General features: G+C 70.8%; 13 protein-coding genes and 1 pseudogene. 5 read left to right on the forward strand and 9 right to left on the reverse strand.

All coding sequences use genetic code 11. The features are described 5' to 3' along the window. Positions 1-45: 45 nt before the first annotated feature. A complete protein-coding gene (locus ACW4TU_RS12670) occupies positions 46-798 on the reverse strand; it encodes an AfsR/SARP family transcriptional regulator (RefSeq protein WP_457427632.1) in 753 nt (250 codons plus the stop codon). Positions 799-1351: 553 nt separating this feature from the next. Further along, positions 1352-4039: a helix-turn-helix transcriptional regulator gene (locus ACW4TU_RS12675; RefSeq protein ID WP_457427634.1), complete on the reverse strand. Its 2688-nt coding sequence runs from the start codon at positions 4037-4039 to the stop codon at positions 1352-1354. Between the two features lie 287 nt (positions 4040-4326). Here ACW4TU_RS12675 and ACW4TU_RS12680 point away from each other — a divergent pair. The 3 genes and pseudogenes from ACW4TU_RS12680 to ACW4TU_RS12690 form a co-directional block, all read left to right on the forward strand. Further along, positions 4327-4673, forward strand: a pseudogene (locus ACW4TU_RS12680) (diguanylate phosphodiesterase); the annotation flags it as partial. Between the two features lie 136 nt (positions 4674-4809). Continuing rightward, positions 4810-7731: a helix-turn-helix transcriptional regulator gene (locus tag ACW4TU_RS12685; RefSeq protein ID WP_457427636.1), complete on the forward strand. Its 2922-nt coding sequence runs from the start codon at positions 4810-4812 to the stop codon at positions 7729-7731. A 216-nt stretch (positions 7732-7947) separates the two neighbouring features. Then, a complete protein-coding gene (locus tag ACW4TU_RS12690) occupies positions 7948-8487 on the forward strand; it encodes a hypothetical protein (protein ID WP_457427638.1) in 540 nt (179 codons plus the stop codon). Positions 8488-8527: 40 nt separating this feature from the next. On the opposite strand, the gene ACW4TU_RS12695 is transcribed toward ACW4TU_RS12690, so the two are convergent. From ACW4TU_RS12695 to ACW4TU_RS12715, 5 genes are all read right to left on the reverse strand, one after another. Further along, positions 8528-9511, reverse strand: a complete 984-nt coding sequence (locus tag ACW4TU_RS12695; RefSeq protein ID WP_457427640.1) for an isopenicillin N synthase family dioxygenase — start codon at positions 9509-9511, stop codon at positions 8528-8530. Positions 9512-9587: 76 nt separating this feature from the next. After that, on the reverse strand, positions 9588-10442 hold the full coding sequence (gene mmuM / locus ACW4TU_RS12700) for a homocysteine S-methyltransferase (RefSeq protein WP_457430060.1): 855 nt from the start codon (positions 10440-10442) through the stop codon (positions 9588-9590). Between the two features lie 50 nt (positions 10443-10492). Beyond that, positions 10493-11242, reverse strand: coding sequence for an amino acid ABC transporter ATP-binding protein (locus ACW4TU_RS12705; RefSeq protein ID WP_457430061.1), 750 nt, complete (start codon positions 11240-11242; stop codon positions 10493-10495). Then, a complete protein-coding gene (locus ACW4TU_RS12710; protein WP_457427642.1) occupies positions 11242-12153 on the reverse strand; it encodes an amino acid ABC transporter permease in 912 nt (303 codons plus the stop codon). The genes ACW4TU_RS12705 and ACW4TU_RS12710 overlap by 1 nt, the downstream gene beginning before the upstream one ends. Further along, positions 12150-13052, reverse strand: a complete 903-nt coding sequence (locus ACW4TU_RS12715; RefSeq protein WP_457427644.1) for an ABC transporter substrate-binding protein — start codon at positions 13050-13052, stop codon at positions 12150-12152. The genes ACW4TU_RS12710 and ACW4TU_RS12715 overlap by 4 nt, the downstream gene beginning before the upstream one ends. Before the next feature lie 175 nt (positions 13053-13227). Between ACW4TU_RS12715 and ACW4TU_RS12720 the strand changes: the two genes are divergently transcribed. Continuing rightward, positions 13228-13998: an IclR family transcriptional regulator gene (locus tag ACW4TU_RS12720; protein ID WP_457427646.1), complete on the forward strand. Its 771-nt coding sequence runs from the start codon at positions 13228-13230 to the stop codon at positions 13996-13998. A 470-nt stretch (positions 13999-14468) separates the two neighbouring features. Here ACW4TU_RS12720 and ACW4TU_RS12725 read toward each other — a convergent pair whose 3' ends face one another. Beyond that, the gene (locus ACW4TU_RS12725) at positions 14469-15227 is read right to left on the reverse strand and encodes an IclR family transcriptional regulator (protein ID WP_457427648.1); all 759 of its coding nucleotides are present in this window, start codon (positions 15225-15227) and stop codon (positions 14469-14471) included. Positions 15228-15559: 332 nt separating this feature from the next. On the opposite strand from ACW4TU_RS12725, the gene ACW4TU_RS12730 reads away from it, so the two are divergent. Continuing rightward, positions 15560-16117, forward strand: coding sequence for a glycoside hydrolase family 25 protein (locus ACW4TU_RS12730; RefSeq protein WP_457427650.1), 558 nt, complete (start codon positions 15560-15562; stop codon positions 16115-16117). Between the two features lie 100 nt (positions 16118-16217). Here ACW4TU_RS12730 and ACW4TU_RS12735 read toward each other — a convergent pair whose 3' ends face one another. Further along, positions 16218-16430, reverse strand: coding sequence for an EF-hand domain-containing protein (locus ACW4TU_RS12735; RefSeq protein WP_457430063.1), 213 nt, complete (start codon positions 16428-16430; stop codon positions 16218-16220). Position 16431 lies beyond the last annotated feature (1 nt).

The following is a 16431-nucleotide window of genomic DNA, read 5'->3' on the forward strand; positions in this document are numbered from 1 at the left end:
GCGCGCTTCTCGTGCCAGGCCCCGTTTGCCGGGCGGCGCCCGGGATCAGCATTCGGCCGCCAAGGCGAGCTGGCGCTCGCGGTCCTGCTTCAGCAGCTGCGGGATGGCGCTGCTCGGCGTGACGCCGAGTTCCGACAGAAGCAGCTCCCGGTACCGGCGGTAGCGGCGATGTGCGTCGGCGACCTCGTCGGCGTACAGGCACGACTGGATGGCGATGCGCCGGGGCCCTTCCCGTAGCGGATCGACCTGGGCCGCGGCGTCGGCCAGTTCGAGCACCACGAAGTGCTGCCGCCGCCGGAGGAACTGCTCGGCGAGGCCCTCCAGCGTCTGTACGCGCCGCAGCTCCCACTTCTCCTGGAACGGCAGAAGCCAGTCGACGTCCCAGCCGGACAGGAGCGGGTGTCGGAGCGCGTCCCACGCGTGCGGGCATCCGCCGCCGTCCGCCGGAACGTCGTCGGCTCCCGACGCCGCCGAGACCAGCCCCGCAGCCATGTGGTAGTCCACTTCGACCTGGTCAGCGAGGACGACGGTGGTGTGCGAGGTCTGGAGCAGATGCCCGGCGGTCACCTGGTTTAGCCGCCACAGAGTCTGACGCAGCCGCGCCGTGGCGCGTGCCGACGAGACGTCGGGCCACAGCCGCGTTGCGAGGTCGTCGCGCCGCACCGGGCTTTCGCTGAGCGCGAGGGCCACGACGAGCCGCTGCTGGATCTCGCTGAGGTCGATGACCTGGAGGTTCACGCGGCAGACGAATCCCGGCAGTAGCGAGACGTGCACGATATCGAGGTCGGTGTTGCTCATTGCACCCCTTGGCTCTCCCACCGGTTCCAGGGTGGTCCCGGAGATCCGGTGTCACTCATTTCAGATGTCCGTACCGGGCCATGCGTCACATCCGGTGTTGGTGATGTGGTCGATCACGGGGACGTACACATGCGCTCCTGTTCAGCGGGACAGGGGGCGACCGAGGCCTGGGGCTGGGGCTCGCCGCACCGGCAGACACATCGGGCCAGGGACGACTCTGCCGTGGACAGCGACCCCTAACATTGGGGGAAACCCCACCAGGACCTGCGGCTTCCGGTCCGGCCGTATGCTCGGCTCGCCGCAGGCCGACTGGCTCGTCGTTCCGGTCACGCCCGAAGAGCACCGTGACACCGGCCTGCCCGCGGACACGGGAGTGCCGGAGGCGATCGCCCGTGTCGTCCGGGGGACGCTTGCCGCGCCGATCGGCACGCTGGTCGGGCGGGGGCGTGGTGCCCTCCGCCGAGGTACTGGCCGAACTGGTCCCCCAACTCGTGGGCTCCACGACCTCCTTGGCCTTCCCCGACCCGGCACTGCGCCGCCTGATGGCCGCCACCTACCGGGCGCGCAAGCCGCCGCTGTTCAGCATGGTGCGGGTCAGGCTCGCGCGGTTGGAGACATCGAGTTTGCGATATATCCGGCCCATGTGGCTCTCCACGGTCCGCACACTGAGAAAGAGCGCCGCGGCAATCTCGCTGTTCGTCATTCCGTCACTGGCCAAGTCGGCTATTTCCCGTTCCCGTGCGGTGAGTAAGGCCAGCGCGTCGGGGATGTCGGCCGCACCGGCGTGCGCGGCGAGAAGCCTGCCGCGCTGATGGGTGACCACGTCGGCCAGACGTGCGGAACCGCACTGGTCGGCCAGAACGGCGGCCCGGGCCAGCCAGTCGGCCACCTGGTCGGTCTGCCCGGCGTCCAGGGACAGCGCGGTGGCGTCCAGCAGCGTGCGGCAGACCTCGATGCGCTCACCGCCGACAGAGAACGCCGTGATCGCTTCGTGCGCGCTGCGCACCGCCTGCTCGGTGGCCCCGCGCACGGCGTGGGCCTGCATACGGGCGCGCAGGGCGAAACCCTGCGCGCCGGCGGAGGGAAGCTGTTCGAAGCAGGCCTCGGCGACTCGCGCCCAGTGGTCGACCGCCGTGTGGTCGCCATCGGCACGGGCAGCTTGCGCCAGGGCGTCGCACCAGCGTGGTCTGCGCCAGGTGGCGAGCCTCGGCAGGTCGGCTCCGCCCGCGGCGTCCAGCAGGAGCCATCTGGCGCGCGCGCTGTCGCCGGTGAGCAGTACGAGATTGGCGTTGAGGCAGCGTACGTTAACCGCCCACGCGGTCGGGGTACCAGCGGCGATCGCCGTGGCACGCTCGGCCATCGCGACCGCAGCCGGCAGATCACCCGGGCTGTTCCGCCAGAACAGGATCTCGGCCCGCAGAATCGCGATGACCGCCTCGGTCGCGGGGTTGCCGACCCGTTCGACATGGTGGGCGGTTTCGTCGAGGTTCGCCAGTGCGCCGCGCAGGTTGCCGGAACGCACCTGGGCGTTTGCCAACGCCATGTGGAACTGTGGCTGGATGTACGTCTGCCCGGTACGCCGGGACAACGCCGCGCCGCGTGTGAGATGGCGTTCGGCGTCGACCAGCCTTCCCATCATCCCTTCAGCCATGCCCAGCTGGAACGATGCCTCCAGGTTGGTCAGGAGGGTGGAGTCGGAGGCGGCGTCCAGGAGTTCGGCCGCCCTGGTCGTCGTGGCCTGCGCCGTGGCCTGGTCGCCTGTGCACAGGTGTCCGAGGGCTGCCTGGGCCAAGGCGTTGGCCTCCCCGACACGGTCATGGTGTCTGCGCGCGATGGCTGCGGCCGTGTCGGCATGCTGCCGGGAGATCTCGTAGTCCTGAAGGTCGTAGGCGTAGTCGGCCAGTTCGGTGTGCAGGGCGGCGGCAGTCGCGGTGTCGTGGTCGGCCAGCGTCGCGAGCCCGGCGCGTGCGATGGCGCCCGCTTCGGTGTACCGGCCGAGCCGCCGCTCGATCCGGCTGGAGTCGGCGAGCGCGGTCACGTCGCGGGGCTGCCCACCGGGCATGGCCGACCGCAGCGCATCGAGAAGTGCCTGGCCTTCGGAGGCGTCGCCGGTCAGCAGACGTGTACGAGCCAGCAGGACCTGCGCTTCGTGCCGGTGTGCCTCGCCCTCCGCGAGCAACGACAGCGCGGTCTGCAGATAGCCGGCCGCGACCGCGGGAGAGGCGTAGAGCATGCCACGCGCCGCGGCGATCAGGGTCGTCGCGTGTTCCGGCCGGCTCGGGTCGGCGGCCCGCGCGACATGGTGGGCACGCTGCGCGATCGGAGCCCCTTGCCTGGCCAACTCGGTCTCGGCGCGCCGATGCAGGGCGATGCGTCGACTGGGTGCGAGCCGCTGGTATACGACGTCTCCCACCGTCCTGTGGCGCAGGGCCAGTTGCGGTGCGGGCTCGGTCGGCCGAACCAGGTCGAGGCGGGTGAGCATGTCCAGCGCGCTCGTGGTCTCGGGCACATCCAGGCCCGCGACCGCGGCCAGCAGCTCCGGGTGCAACGGCTCCCCGAGGACCGCCGCGGCCTGGACCACGGTGAGGGCCGTGGGATCGAGGTCGGCCAGTTCGCCGAGGATCGCGGTGCCGGCATCGTGGCTGCCCTCGCCCTGGGCGGCGATCACCTTGAGGTACTGCGGATTGCCCGCGGCCTCCCGGTAGACCTCGTCGGCGTTCGGATGGTCGCCGAGCAGATCCCGGGCCTGCTCCCGGGACAGCGGCCCGAGGTTCCACACCTCCAGCAGGCCGGCGGACGCCGCGCGGGAGAGCACAGCCGCGAGCGCGGGCGAAAGCTGGCGCTGTCGGTAGGCCAGGAGACACAGGACCGGACCGGCCGCAGCCGCCATTATCAGCTGCTCCACGCCCGGAATCCGGTCGGCCGCAAGATGATGCAGATCATCCACCGCCACCACGGCACTGCCCTGTGCCGTACGCGCCGCCACCTCGTAGCCGCCCAGTGGGGGTATGGCGGCGCCCGGGCCATGTGCCGCGAGCACTCGGACTCCGTCGGCCCGGGCCTGTGTCGCCGCCGCCCGCATCAGCGCGCTCTTGCCGATGCCCGGCTCCCCGACAAACGCGATCGCCCGCCCCGATCCCGTCTTCAGGCCGGCCAATGCCGCCAGCAGCGCCTCGGTTTCGGCGTCCCGCCCGAACAGCTGACGCGCACCAGCAGTCACCCCGTAGGACAGCGGCGCCATGTCACCAGCCTCAGAACGTACGGCCCCGTCGTCACCGACAAGCGGGCCACCATCCCCCAGATCATGAGCCATGAACGGCACACTAGCCGTGTCCATGAACATACGGCTCAAAACAATCCCAGTTGCGGGCGGCCGATTGAACCGTGAACAAACCCTACGCTGCGCGGCGTTGAGATTGAGGTGGAGCTGCTGGTACCGAGAGTGCCCGCGACCATGTCCACCGCCACCAGCCGGTCGATCATCCGGATCGCGGTGGACGGCTGCACACTCGGTTCAGCAGCCGGCCGCGGACCGTGCGCCGGGACAATCGCTGGATCTGCGCCGTACTCGCCGGCCAGGAAGTACTGGGCAGCATCGTCCTTCACAACCGCCCCCACCTTGAGGAATCCGACCGACGGCTGTTCGAGCACGCCGGCGTCGTCACCGCCCTGCTGCTTGTGCTCCGGCGCTAGGCCGCCGCCTCGGCATCGACCTGGACCGGCCCCACGTCGTCCTTGTGGCAGAAGCCACCACCGGTTTCCGCGAAGGGCTTGCCGGATCCGTCACGCGGTATCTCTTCGGCAGCGACAGCAGCAGTGCCGAGCAGGCGGGCGCCGTGGTGATGTTGCCGCCCCATCACGGCACCGCCGGGCCGCCGCATGGCCAAGGATTTTCGCGACGGAAGTGCCGTGCGTGAACAACGGAACCGTGCATTCCGACGGGGTATTGTTCCCCGGACGGTCAGCAGCCGAGTGCCGTGACCAGGCTCCGGTGCCGGAGGAGAGATCGCCGTGGTTGACGCGTATGGCCGGACGGGGGAACGAACCGGCAGGGCGCCGTTCGTCGGCCGGTTCGTGGAGCTCGGTCGGCTGGATTCGGTACTGGAACAGCTGGGGCGGGAAGGTCCGGCCGTCGTCGACGTCACAGGTGAGGCGGGGATCGGCAAGAGCCGGCTGCTGGCGGAGTTCTGTGACCGGGCCCGCGGGCGCGGGCTGACCGTGCTGCGGGGCCGGGCCACGGAGTACGAACGGCACAGCCCGTTCGGGCCGTTCGCCGACGCGTTCGCCGACCTCGCCCCGTCGGTGGTGCGCCGCTTCCCCGCGCTGGCGAAGTTGTCTCCGGTACTGCGCGGTGCCGGCGATCCACCCGCCTGGCCGGGAGCCGCCGACCGTTTCGGCCTGTACCAGGCCACGGCCGCCGTGCTGGGCCAACTGGGCGGGGCGGGGCTCGCCATGACGCTGGAGGATCTGCACTGGGCGGACCCGGCGTCGCTGGAGCTGGTGGACCACCTCGTCCGGCACCCCGTACCGGCCCCGTTCCTGCTCGTCGTCTCACGCCGGGACCGGCAGACTTCGCCGGCCCTCACCGCTGCGCTCACCCGTGGCGTCGACACCGGGGCCGTGCTACGGATCGCCTTGGGCCCGCTCGCCGAACGCGATTGCGTCGAGGAACTGGCAGGCGACCTTCCGAACGCGCGGGCGGCCGAGCTCTACGAGGCTAGCGACGGCAACCCGCTGTACTTCCTCGCCCTCCTCCAGGCTCACCGCGAGACGCGCCCGCTACCTGCAGCCTTCCCGGCAGTGGCCCACACGGTGCTCGGCGAACCGGACGGCCTGCCAAGCGGGCTCGGACCGCTGCTGCTCGACGAACTCGCGCCGCTGAGCCCACTGGAACGCCGGATCCTGGAAGCCGCCGCCGTCCTCGGGGACCACCACACCACCCCCGCGAAGATCGGCTCCCTCACCGGCTCCGTCACCCAGGACGTCATCGAGGCGCTGCAACAGCTGATGCGGCGCGACCTCCTGCGGCCGGGGCACGGCGGGCGGCGGCTGGCCCTGCGCCACCCGCTGATCCGAGCGCTGGTCCACGAGAGCATCGCCCCCTGGCAGCGCGAGGAGTTGCACCGCCGGGCGGCGGCGGAACTCGCGGCGGCCGGCGCCTCCGTCGTCGAGCGGGCACACCACGTCGAACAGTCGGTGAGCGACTGGGACCCACAGGCGGCCGCCGTACTCATCGCCGCCGCCGAGCAGACCGCCACGACCTCCCCGGCGGCCTCCGCCCACTGGCTCCAGGTCGTGCTGCGGCTGCTGCCGGACAGCCCCGAACACCTCGCCGCGCGCCGTGAGCTGACGCTGCTGCGAGCCCGGGCGCTCGGTGTGAGCGGCGGGCTGAAAGAGGGCCGAGACCTGCTGCACCAGGTGACTGACATACCTGACCTGGGCGCCTACGACGACATCCGAACCTCCGCGGTCACGCTGCGCGCCCTGCTGGAGCGGCAGCTCGGACGCCACCGGGAAGCCGAAGCGCTGCTCCGCCGCGAACTGGCCCGCAGCCCCAGGCCATCGCCGTCCCAGAGGGTCAGGCTCGGCCTCGAACTGTGCTCCTGCGCGATCTCCGCCTCCCGCTTTCCGGATGTCCGGGCCGACATCACCAGCGTCCTGGCGACCGCCCGTCTCCTCGGCGACGAGGTCGGCGAGGTGGGCGCCCTGACGCTGATCGCCATGGGAGAGGCGTACGAGGGCAACATGACCACGGCGGGCGACTTCGCCAGGTCAGCAGCCGAGCTGGCGGACGCGCTGACCGACACCGACCTCGCCGAACTGTGCGAGTACCTGTTCACGCTGGGCTGGACCGAGGTGTTCCTGGAGAACTACAACGAGGCCGAAGGCCACCTCGACCGTGGGCTGGAGATCGCCCGGCGCACCGGCCAGGTGTATCTCGTGCCGCAGTTCCTGACGGCGAAGGCGTACATCCACCTCACCACGTGCCGGATCACCACCGCGCTGGAACTGGCCGACCAGGCCGAGCCGATCGCGCGGACCCTGGGCAGCGGCGACATGCTCGCCTTCACCCTGGCCTTCCAGTCCCAGATTCTGCTGCAGGCCCGCCCTCCGGGCCGTCCGGACGCAGTGGCCGTGGCCGAGGAGGCCGTGGCCGCGGCCGGCACGAATGACGGCTGGTGGCCGAACCTGGCGGCGTGCATGCTCGCCTACGGCGCGTTCGACGCCGGAGATCCGCACCGAGTGCTGGACATCCTGCTGCGCGCAGGCGGCGGGAGCGACCTGCACCGTCTGCAGCCCACCGTACGTCCCAACTACCTGGAGACGCTCACCAGCGCAGCCCTTGCCGTCGGCAACACGGAAGACGCCGCACACTGGGCCGAGCGCGCCCGTCAGGAAGCCGAAGAGCTGGGCCTGCCCGCCCAGTGCGGAGCGGCACTGCGCAGCCTCGCTCACATCGCCGCGCACCATGGCAACTCGGCCGAGGCGGCCCGGTTGTTCGCCGCAGCCGCAACGGAAAGCGCCCGGTCCGGGGCGACACTCCGTGTTGCGCAGTCCCTGCTCCTGGCGTCCCCGCACAGGAAAGCCGCCGGAGACAGCGCCGCGGCGGTCGTGATGTGGCACCGGGGATCACGTCTGGCCTCGGAAGGTGGCACGCGTCTGCTCGTCGAACTGGCCGAACGCATACGCCCGGCGGTCTTCGGTGTCCTGCCAGAGCCGGCCGGCGATCTCACCTCGCTGACCGCCCGCGAACGGGAAATCGCCGGCCTGGTCGCGGAAGGTCTCACCAGTCAGACCATCGCCGCAAGGCTCTACCTCAGCCCGCGCACCGTCGAATCCCACATCGCCAGGATTTTCCGCAAGACAGGAGTGCACTCCCGCGCCGCACTGGCCTCCTTAGTGACCCGAAGCCGCAAGCCGGGACAGCGGTAGTTCGTCACATCCCGTGGTGGTGTGGCCGACACCTACGCTGCGGTTTACGTGATTCGTTACCGTGCACGAGTTCACGCGTCACCGCACTCTCTAGAAGATTGCCAACCGGCTTGAAATGCGATATCTACACCATCGCCGCGAGCCGCTGACCGGCTGGAGGCCCAGGTTTGTTAGAGGCGGCGGCCTTGTACGGTAGCCGGCCGCTTCGCGCGCCCCGTGGGCCACCCCATCACTGTGCAGCTGGTGTTTACGACGTCACACGGCCACCGCATCTACTACCGGACATGGAACGACCGCAGCTGGAAGCCGGCCCTGGCAGCAGCCGGTCTCATCACTGCCGTGGGCGAGAAGGTCCGCCGGGACGGCGGCCGGATCCGGCGGACTCCCGTCTACGCGGCTCAGCGCGAGGACATGTTCCATGTCCTGCGGCACACCTACGCCAGCGTGCAGCTGGAGGCCGGCGAGTCGGTCGTGAGCCTGGCCGCGTGGCTCGGACACTCCTCGCCGAAGATCACACTCGACCACTACGCCCACTTCATGCCCGGAGCCGGGCAGCGCGGCCTGGCCGCGATGAACGCATGGCTGCACCAAGATCAACCGCAGATTGCCCCTGAGAAGTCCCTGCCAGCCGGATGGATCAAGAAACTGACCCTGAACCCGCAGGTCAAAGGACTGATCGCAACTGGGGCCAGCATGAACGTCAAGTACAAGGAGACAGCGCGCGGCGCGCTCGCGGTGAACATCATCGAGTGCTGAGGCGGCCGGTTTTGGTGAGGGCGTCCCTTCCCGTGCCTCGTCAGGCGGTCAGCAGCTCAGGGTGGTGTTTCCTGACGACCTCGGGGTGGGCGCGGGCCCAGCCCTTGAGTTCGTTCCAGCCGAACTCTGCGTAGAGCGGGTTGTCCGGGTCCTCGGTGACCCCGCTCGCCTGTGCCGCGCCGGGGAAGGGCAGGGGGGTGATGTGGGCGTCCAGGCGGGGGTTGTAGAAGAAGGGCGCGGAGAACCGCTCGCGTGCTCCGGGCGGGGAGAGGACCCGGTGGTTCGTCGCCTTCAGGTAGCCGTTCGTCGCCACCTCCAGCAGCTCGCCCAGGTTGACCACGAACGCGCCCGGCAGGTGCGGAACGTCGATGAAGCCGTCCCGGTCCGGTGACTCCACCTGGAGGCCGGGCACCTCGTCCGTCAGCAGCAGGGTCAGGAAGCCGTAGTCCTTGTGGACGCCCACGCCCTGGTCGTCCCCTTCCGGGGCCCGCCCCGGGTAGCGGATCAGCTTGAGGTTGTTGCGCGGGTTGCCGGAGAAGGCGTCGTCGTAGAAGTCCGCCGGACCGCCGATGGCCGCGAGCAGTTCGTGCAGCAGCCGGTGGGCGACCGCGCTGAGGCGGTCCATCCACTCCAGCGCGACCTCGCGCAGTGCGGGAAGGGCGTCCGGCCACTGGTTGGGGCCCTCCAGCCACCAGTACGGGGGTTCGCCGGGGCCGGGCACATGGCTGGGCAGCTCGTTGCTGATGTCGAGCTGGTCGCGCCAGTCGCGGCGGCCCTGGGTCTGCTCGTTGCCGATCCGTGTGTAGCCGCGGAAGTGCGGGGAGTTGAGGTTGTCGATGGCGTGCCGGTCGGCTTCGGGCAGGGTGAAGAACTCGCGGGCGGTGCCCAGGAGCCGGGCCTGTTCGGCCGGGGTGATGCCATGGCCGGTGAGCTGGAAGAAGCCGACGTCGCGGGCGGCCCGGTGGAGCGCGTCACGGTCGAGGGCGGAGAGGTCGATCACGGGGAGGCCGATGGGTTCAGGCATGGATGGTGTCCCGGGAGAGCGTTGGTTCAGTGGTCGTGGGTGTGGGTGTGGTGCCGGCAAGGCGTGGCGTGCCGCCTCAGCGGGCGATGGGTGCGGGCCGGGCCGCCGGTTCGGCGTGAAGGCTGGAGGCCAGTTCCCTGATCTCGGTGGGGCCGACCCGGCAGCAGCCGCCGAGGATCGCCGCGCCGGCGGCGAGCCAGGAGGGGGCCAGGTTCGCGATCTCGTCCTCGGCGCCCTGCCAGCCGCGGGTTTCGGGGTCCCAGACTCCGCCGCCGTTGGGATAGGCGACGCCGGGCAGGCCGGTGACCAGCGCGAGGGCCGCGGCGGTGTCGGCGGCGGGGGCGCAGTTGACGCCGGTGGCGACGACGGCGTCGCTGCTGCGGGCCAGGGCGAAGGCCTCGGTCAGCGGCTGGCCCGCGCTGGTGGTCGTACCGCGGATGCTGTAGGAGAGCCAGGCCGGGATGCCCAGGCCGTCGAGGGCGGTCAGTACCGCCTCGGCCTCCCGCAGATCGGGGATGGTCTCGACGGCGAAGACGTCGGGGCCCGCCTCGGCCAGCGCCTCCAGCCGGGGGCGGTGGAAACGGGTGAGCTCGGCCACGGTGAGGCCGTAGCCGCCCCGGTATTCGGAACCGTCGGCGAGCATCGCGCCGTAGGGGCCGACCGACGCGGCCACCCAGCCCGTTCCGGCGGCGGCCCGGCGGGCCAGGGTCACGCTGCGTCGCAGCAGGGCCGTGGTCTCGGCGCGGGGGATTCCCAGGCGGGCGAAGCCGTCGTAGGTGGCCTGGTAACTGGCCGTGATGGCGATCTGCGCACCGGCCGCGAAGTAGGCACGGTGGACGGCCTTGATCGCTTCGGGGGCGTCGCGCAGCAGGCGGGCGGACCAGAGCGTGCCGCTCAGGTCGTGGCCCTGGGCCTCCAGTTCGTTGGACATGCCGCCGTCCAGGACCAGTGGTCCGGCGGCCAGGGCCTCGGTGAAGGTCGTCACAGCACTCTCGTCACGAAGTCGCGGGTTCGGGGGTGGTCGGGGGCGGTGAGGATGCGGGCGGGCGGCCCGGACTCCAGCACCCGGCCGTCGTCGAGGAAGACGATGTCGTCGGCGACCTCGCGGGCGAAGGCCAGTTCGTGGGTGACGACGAGCATCGTCATACCGTCGGCGGCGAGGTCGCGCATGACGTCCAGGACCTCGCCGACGAGTTCCGGGTCGAGCGCCGAGGTCGGTTCGTCGAACAGCATGAGCTTCGGCCGCATCGCCAGGGCGCGGGCGATGGCCACCCGTTGCTGCTGGCCGCCGGACAACTGTGCGGGGTAGGCGTCGCGCTTGTCGGCCAGGCCGACCCGGTCCAGCAGCGCCATGGCCTCGTCGGCGGCCTCGGAGCGCGGTCGGCCGGCGCCCACCGGTCCCTCGACGACGTTGGCGAGTGCCGTCAGGTGCGGGAACAGGTGGAAACGCTGGAAGACCATCCCGATCCGGCGGCGTTGCCTGGCCAGGTCGCGGCGGCGCAGTTCGCGCAGCCCCCGCCCGTGCCGCTCGTACCCGATCGGAGATCCGTCCACCACGATCCGGCCGCTGTCGGGCCGCTCCAGGTGGTTCACACACCGCAGGAAGGTGGACTTCCCCGAGCCGGACGGGCCGATCACACAGGTGACCGTCCCGGGCGGCACGGCCAGGTCGATGCCGCGCAGAACCTCCTGTCCGCCGAAGGACTTGCGGACCCCGGTGGCCTGGACCATCATCGGTGGCTGCCTTTCGCGAAGTGGCGCTCGAGGTAGTGCTGACCGACGTTGAGCAGGGTGGTGACGGCCAGGTACCAGATGCTGGCGACGATCAGCATCGGGATCGTCTGGTAGGTCTTGGAGTACACGATCTGTACGGAGTACAGGAGTTCCGTGTAGGCCAGCACGCTGACCAGCGAGGTCGTCTTGAGCATGGAGATGGTCTCGTTGCCGACCGGCGGGATGATCACCCGCATCGCCTGGGGCAGGATGATCCGGCGCAGGGTCCTGGCCCGGGACAGGCCCAGCGCCTCCGCGGCCTCGGTCTGCCCGTGGTCGACCGAGACGATCCCGGCCCGGATGATCTCGGCGAGGTAGGCGGCCTCGTTGAGGCCGAGGCCCAGCAGGGCCGCGGCGAAGGTGGTGACGACGGTGTTCGCGGGGACCTCGCCGACCGCCGGCAGGAACGGCAGGTGCAGGGACAGCGTCGGGTACAACGCCGAGATGAATCCCCAGAACAGCAGCTGGACCAGCAGCGGTGTGCCCCGGAAGAGCCAGATGTACGCCCAACTGACGGTCCGGGCAACGGTGTTGTCCGACAGACGCATGAGCGCCAGTCCGACGCCCAGCACGAGACCGATCGCCATGGCCGCGGCGGTGAGTTCCAGGGTGGCCAGCAGCCCCCTCAGCACGGTCCGGCTGAACAGCCACGCGCCGACCGTGTCCCAGCCGAAGCGCGGGTTGGTGATCAGCGACCGGAGCAGTGCCGCGGCCAGGAGCAGGACGACGAAGGTCAGGACCCACTGGCCGGGTCTGCGCCGGCGGATGACCGGCAACTCCTCCAACGTTTCCGTCGACTCCGTCGTCTCGATCACATCCGTGGCGTCCGTCGCCTCTCCCGTCTCTCCCGCCTTCGTCGCCTTCGTCATGAGGCCGCGTTGATCTCGAAGTCGTCGAGCGCCCCGGACTCCAGGCCCCACTTGGCGAGGATCTGCCGGTAGCCGCCGGTCGTCTTGAGGTCTTCCAGGGCCGACTTCAGCAGATCGGTCAGCTCGCTCTTCTTCGGGACCGCGATGCCGAACGGCGCGTTGCCGTAGGAGTCCCCGACGACGTCGAGCTTGCCGCCGGACTGCTTGGCCGTGTAGGCGGCGACCGGCGAGTCGGCCAGGGCGGCGTCGGCGCGGCCACTGGTGACGGCGAGGTTCACACCGGTGCCGTCCGGGAAGGTGCTGACCTTGATCGGCGTCTTGCAGGTCTTGGCGCGGGCGGGCAGGTCCACCAGCGCCTGCGTGGAGCCCTTCGCCACGGCGACGGTCCGGCCGCACAGGGAGTCGCCCTCCGGCTTGAGCGCCTCGGGGTTGCCCGCCTGGACCAGCAACGACGTGCCCGCGTTGAAGTAGGTGACGAAGTCGACGACCTTCTCCCGCTCGGCGGTGTCCGTGAAGGAGGAGATGCCGAGCTGGTACTTGCCCGCCTGCAGGCCCGGGATGATCGAGTCGAAGGGCACGTTGACGACGGTGACCTTGACGCCGAGGACCGTACCGAGAGCCGCGCCGAGGTCGGCCTCGGCGCCGATGACCGTCTTGTTGTCGGCGGCGAAGAAGTCCATCGGGGGATAGCTGACGTCGCTGGCGACCGTGATCCCGTCGGCCTTCACCGTGGACGGGACCTTGCCGGCGAGCGTGGCGTTCTCGGCGATCGCGGCGGCGGAAGCGGAAGCGGTGGACTTCGGTCCGGACGACGTGGCGGTCGGCTCGGAGGGGTCGGCGCAGCCCGCCAAGAGAAGCGTCGCGGAGCCGAGGAGTACGAACGGGCGCAGAGCGGACAACGGGAACTCCTGATGAGCCTGATTTCCGAGGGTCGGGATGGGAAGGAGGCTAACCTTCGATGCGAAATAAACAAATCCAGTTGCTCATCCTGCACGACCATTGCCATCAACCTGCAATGTTCCCGCAACAGAGGCGCTCGGCCCGGCGCTCACCCGGCGCTAAGCTCGGCCCGCGATGACCACCGACAACAGCCTCAAACGCGGCCTGGCCGTCCTGCGCCTCTTCGCCGAGCACCCCTCGCCGGACCCCCGCGGCCACACCGCCGCCGAGGTCGCCGTACTGCTGGGCCGGGAGCGCAGCCAGGTCTCGCGCATACTGCGGAGCCTGGAGGCAGGCCGGTTCCTGCGCCGCGACCCCGCGTCGCTGCGCTACTCCGGCGCCTGGGAGCTGTACGCGCGGGCCCAGCAGATCACCGAGGCACGGCTGCACCGGGACGGCCGGACCGCGCTGGAGGGTGTCGCCGCCGACACGAACGAGTGCGCCTACCTGGGAGTCCTGCGAGGCGCCAGCTCGGTGACGATCCTCGAGTCGATGCCACCGGCCCTGTCCTCGTTCGTGTCCTGGGTGGGCCGCGGCTACCCCGCCTACTGCAGCGACGCCGGACAGGCACTGCTGTTCGACGCCGAGCGCGCCGAGGTCGAGGCCGTCCTCTCCCGCACGGCCTTCGTCCGGCACGGCCCCAACACCCCGGCCGACCTGGAGGACTTCCTCGCCCGGCTCGACGCGTCCCGGCAGCGGGGCTACTCCATCGTCGACCAGGAGGCAGAGCCCGGTCTGTACTCGCTCGCCGCCCCGGTCAGGGACTTTCGCGGCGAGGTCGTCGCCGCCGTCCAGGTCGTCGGCCCCCGCCACCGCCTCGAACCGGCGACAGCCGCCTGTGCCGACTCGGTGGTCCGCTGGAGCAACTGGCTGACCGCCGCGCTGCGTTCGACGGACCAGGACTGAGGCTCACCCGAGCAGCCGGGCCGGCCGCACCGCCGACCGCCGCGACGAGTGCGACGGACCATGACCGGCCCAGACCGGCCGGCGCGCCCACCGCGCCGCGTCACCGACCGCCGCGACCAGCTCGGCAGCCCACGCCCGAGACTCAGCCCAGCAGCCCGGCCGGCCGCGCCACCACGCCACCGACCTCCCCGACGAACTCGACGGACCACGACCGGGGCTCCATCCAACAGACGAGCCACCCGCGACACCGGCCGCTCCGACCAGCTCACCCACCACCACTGGAGCTCGACCGACCACGCCCGAGACTCAGCCCAGCAGCCCGGCCGGCCGCGCCACCACGCCACCGACCTCCCCGACGAACTCGACGGACCACGACCGGGGCTCCATCCAACAGACGAGCCACCCGCGACACCGGCCGCTCCGACCAGCTCACCCACCACCACTGGAGCTCGACCGACCACGCCCGAGACTCAGCCCAGCAGACGGGCCAGCCGCGACGCCGCGTCACCCACCGCCGTGACCAGCTCGGCCCGGTCGTCCCTGACCGCCGCGTGCGGAACGACCGCGCTCACCGCCGCCACGATGTCCCCGCGCGGATCCCGCACCGGCGCGGCGACTTCCAGTACGTCCTCGTCGTACTCGCTCTCGCACACCGCGACCCCCCGCGCGGCGTCGGCGGCGACCCGTGCCAACAGGTCGTCCACGGTCCGCGGCGCGTAGGGACCGCCCGCCCCGATGAAGTCCTCGCCGCCGAGCAGTTCGGCGACCGCCTCCCGGGAGTGGTCGAACAGCAGCGCCCGCCCCGCTCCGGTGCACCAGACCGGCGTCTGCCGCCCCGCCCGTGCCCAGGCGAACTCGGCCCAGGCCGCCAGTTCGGCCCGCACCGAGAGCACCATCGCCCCGCCGAGCACGTCCACGTACGCACACGCCCCGAACCGGGCCACCAGGCCTCGCAGCAGCGCCCGGCTCTCCGCTCCCCACGGGCCGACCTGCGCCGCCACGGCCAGCAGATCCGTCCCGGCGCGGAACTCGTGCCCGTCACGGGCCAGCACTCCGGCCCCGACCAGATCCCGCAGCAGGCGCGAGGCCTGCCCCTTGTCCAGCCCGCTCTCCTCCGCCAGCCGGACGACGCCAGGCCCTCCCCGGGTGTCGAGCTCCCCGCGAACCACCCGCTCCACCAGTCCGAGCCCCCGGGGCAGCGCACCCATCACCACGTCCACCTGCCGCATGCTACCCATCCCGGCCAGGTCCCAGGTGTCGGGTCTGGCGCTGTCGACGTCGCGCGAAAGCCACCGAAGCGTGCGCCGGCACCTCCCGCGCCCGCTCCCGGAGCGCCCGCGCGCCATCGTCGGGCGACCGCGATCTCGGACACGCCGCCGACGGACACGGAGGTCTCGGCCCGGTCGGGTCGGCCAAGCCGGCGTCGATGCCCGGTTCGGTGACGACCAGCGGCTGAACCGGCAATCGCCCATGCCTCGGAATCACTTGTGCAAAGGTGGGGAACCAGCAACTCCTGTCCCCCCACCGGCACTTCCCCCACCGGCACCTCAGGGAGCACCCCATGCTGCGCGGCATAGACGTGAGTGCGTACCAGTCCGCCACCTACGACACCGACGGCCTCTCCTTCGTCTTCATCAAGGCGACGGAGGGCCGTTCGTACGTCAATCCCAAGCTCGCGGCCCAGACGGAGCGGGCCCGGGACGGCGGCTGTGTGGTCGGGTTCTACCACTTCCTCTGGCCCGGCAATCTGACCGCCCAGGCCGACTACTTCCTCAGCAAGGCCTCGGAGCGGGCGGGCGCCGACATCCTCGCCGTCGACTGGGAGACGACGGGCGACGGCACCCACGCCTCGAACGCCGAGAAGGACACCTTCATCCGCAAGCTGAAGGAGCTGCGGCCGGACAACCGGGTCGTCCTCTACTGCAACAGGAACTACTGGCTGAACGTCGACACGACCTCCTACACGGGCGACGGACTGTGGATCGCCGACTACGTGACGGCCGGCGAGCCCCGTATCCAGGCGACGTGGCGCTTCCACCAGTACACCGACGACCCGGTCGACACGAACGTCGGCGACTTCGCGACCAAGAAGGCGCTGCAGGAGTGGGCAGCCGTCTGAAGGACCGCTCCCTCACGGCCCCGCGCGATGCCTCCGGCAGGAACGTGAGAGGGCGCCCACCGACGATCCGGCGGGCGCCCCGAACACGTATCGATCAACGCTACTTGTTCAGGTACGTCCAGAACTCGTCGAACGACAGGAGCTTGTCGCCGTCGAGGTCACGAGAGGCGATGATGACCTCGGCCACGGACTCGGTGACGTTCCAGTCGCCTGCCTGCGCCAGGGCGGTCTTGAACTCGGCGGCCGTGATGAACCCGTCACCGTTCGTGTCGATCCGATCGAACTGCTTGCGTGCTTCCTCGATGTCCGCCACC

The sequence above is a fragment of the Streptomyces kryoterrae genome (genome assembly GCF_054072135.1).

Bases quoted from the DNA above. Each gene is read 5' to 3' on its own strand.
- ACW4TU_RS12725 (WP_457427648.1), bottom strand. From the start codon at position 15,227: ATGCGGCAGGTGGACGTGGTGATGGGTGCGCTGCCCCGGGGGCTCGGA.
- ACW4TU_RS12675 (WP_457427634.1), bottom strand. From the start codon at position 4,039: ATGGCGCCGCTGTCCTACGGGGTGACTGCTGGTGCGCGTCAGCTGTTC.
- ACW4TU_RS12695 (WP_457427640.1), bottom strand. From the start codon at position 9,511: ATGCCTGAACCCATCGGCCTCCCCGTGATCGACCTCTCCGCCCTCGAC.
- ACW4TU_RS12710 (WP_457427642.1), bottom strand. From the start codon at position 12,153: ATGACGAAGGCGACGAAGGCGGGAGAGACGGGAGAGGCGACGGACGCC.
- ACW4TU_RS12730 (WP_457427650.1), top strand. From the start codon at position 15,560: ATGCTGCGCGGCATAGACGTGAGTGCGTACCAGTCCGCCACCTACGAC.
- ACW4TU_RS12720 (WP_457427646.1), top strand. From the start codon at position 13,228: ATGACCACCGACAACAGCCTCAAACGCGGCCTGGCCGTCCTGCGCCTC.
- ACW4TU_RS12705 (WP_457430061.1), bottom strand. From the start codon at position 11,242: ATGGTCCAGGCCACCGGGGTCCGCAAGTCCTTCGGCGGACAGGAGGTT.
- mmuM (WP_457430060.1), bottom strand. From the start codon at position 10,442: ATGTCCAACGAACTGGAGGCCCAGGGCCACGACCTGAGCGGCACGCTC.
- ACW4TU_RS12670 (WP_457427632.1), bottom strand. From the start codon at position 798: ATGAGCAACACCGACCTCGATATCGTGCACGTCTCGCTACTGCCGGGA.